Origin of the sequence: Stenotrophomonas sp. FR010 (genome assembly GCF_047520755.2) — a bacterium.
Lineage (GTDB): Bacteria > Pseudomonadota > Gammaproteobacteria > Xanthomonadales > Xanthomonadaceae > Stenotrophomonas > Stenotrophomonas sepilia.
In genome coordinates, this window is sequence record NZ_JAXBQT020000052.1 from 1 (window position 1) to 2,077 (window position 2,077).

The 2,077-nt window shown below is 61.4% G+C and carries 2 protein-coding genes; both read left to right on the top strand.

Translation table 11 applies throughout. The features are described from left to right. The first annotated feature begins 82 nt into the window (after positions 1-82). Entirely contained in the window at positions 83-379 is a 297-nt protein-coding gene (locus ACM0PK_RS21585; RefSeq protein WP_039584890.1) for a ribbon-helix-helix protein, CopG family, read from the top strand. Next, complete coding sequence (locus ACM0PK_RS21590) at positions 376-1,434, top strand: phage/plasmid replication protein, II/X family (RefSeq protein WP_414608115.1); 1,059 nt, start codon at positions 376-378, stop codon at positions 1,432-1,434. The genes ACM0PK_RS21585 and ACM0PK_RS21590 overlap by 4 nt, the downstream gene beginning before the upstream one ends. Positions 1,435-2,077: the final 643 nt, after the last annotated feature.

Consider the following 2,077-nt stretch of genomic DNA (forward strand, 5'->3'; position numbering starts at 1 on the left):
ACCGCACATTTGTCTCACAGTGAGACCATTCAGCCGCCAAAACCCCCTTGCAGGCACTCCGCGTTACTCCTAGACTCCGGGCATGCCCTCCGACCAGACCCGCGTCAATCTCACCCTCCCGGCCGATGTGGTCGACGTTCTTGACCGCCTGGGCAAAGTCACCGGGGCGGGTCGGGCCACGATCATCCGTGAATGGCTCATCGAGGGTAGGGCCATGTTTGCCGAGATGGCCACCGCTGCCGAGATGGTTCATGACCGGCAAGTAGACGCGCTGAAGGTCATGGGCGATGTGCTCCGTCAGACCGCCATCGCCACGAACCAGCTCGAGCTGGCCATCAAGACGAAGCGCAGGGCCGCGATGAGGAAGCGCAAACAGTGATCGACTGGCTCTCCATGGTCGTGCCTTGTACGCACTCAACGCCGATCACTGGAGGGCAGGTTCTTTCCCTCACTCCAGACGGTGAAATTTCTTGGCGTTCTGCCAAGAGAGCCACTGTCGAGGGTTCGTTCGCAACAGGTCTTCAAATCAGGACTTGTACGTACACGCCCGATCTTTGCACTCACATCGAAGTTAGCGGAAATCCCGTCAAATTCTTCCAAGGTCACAACTTGTGGGGTACTGACGATCTCCCTTCGTTGGCCGTCCACACCGTGTTTCATCTCATCGAAAAACTGGGGCTTACTCCCACTGATATCGACCTTGCGTTGATTCGTGCAGGAGCCATCCAGTTGACGCGAGTGGACGTCACGGAATCCTTCCATCTTGATAGCCGTGCGCAGGTTCTTGCATGGCTTCGTGCAGCGGAGCAAACCGCGCATCTGTCGCATCGTGGTCGGGGCCAATTGGTCAAAGGGACCACCTTGTATTTCGGCAAAAACAGTCGTCGCTGGGGCATCAAGCTCTACAGCAAGGGCCAAGAGATTCTCGCAAAAGGCCATGGTCAAGATGCGATCCTCGCCCTACCGCACGCCGTTGCATGGGCTGACCGAACCCTTCGGGCTGAGTTGACCATCCGAAGCATGGAACTGAAACGAATCGGCCGCTCCATGGTTTCAGACTGGTTTTCCGAGGATGGGCTACCATGCGACGTAACGCGGGAGTTACTCCGCGACCGTCTCCAGGGCATGACCATGACGACTGCTGCGCACCTTAGCGCCGAGATTCTTGAGAGCCTTCGGCCGGCCGTTCGCACTGCATATCTGGCGTGGGAATCGGGGGCTGATCTGCGACATGTCCTCACCCGGCCTACCTTCTATCGCTACCGCGCTGAGCTTCTTTCTCACGGGGTGGATATCGCCACGTTGGTTCCGAAAGAGGTCTCCAATGTGGTGCCCCTGTTCAAGACGCTGGAGGCGGTCCCCGCCCCGGTCCCTGATTGGGCTGTCGGCACGAACCTCTATTTCGAACCCTCGGTCGTCAGACTGATCGCCTGAACCGGGCGGCCGGCAGAGGGGGCGAATCGCCCCTGCCGCCGGCAGCGTTGGCACACCCCTACCCCGCTCCGGCGGGGTTTTTGTTGCGCTACTTAGCGCAATTCCGCATGCGGACAGCCGGCAAGATGTGTGGTGTACGGGTGCCGTCCACCCCGGGGTGCGGGGCGTGCCCCGCGGCTACCGCCTTCCCCTGGACACTGCCGCGTCGATCGAGCCTGGCGCGGATCCGGATCTGCGATCGCCAGCCCCGCCGCCGCGCGCCCGCTGACCACCTGGCGCCACCCGCTATACAGATCCATATCCTGCCTTGCGTCCCGAAACCGGCGTTGGACAGCCCGCACAGCCCGTCATTCGGCCCCGTAGGCGCTCCCGTGCGGCCAACGGAGCGGGAGCGACGGTGCCGCTCGGGTGCGCCCTAGGGGCCCGCTCACGGCGTTCTAGGGCCTACCTGTGTCGGGATGCCGGACGCTTTGCTTGATACATGTGTCTAAGTAGCGGGCAGACCCCTTCCATTCGGGTGGCTGGGCTGGATGTGCGGGCCTAGTGATACCGCACATTTGTCTCACAGTGAGACCATTCAGCCGCCAAAACCCCCTTGCAGGCACTCCGCGTTACTCCTAGACTCCGGGCATGCCCTCCGACC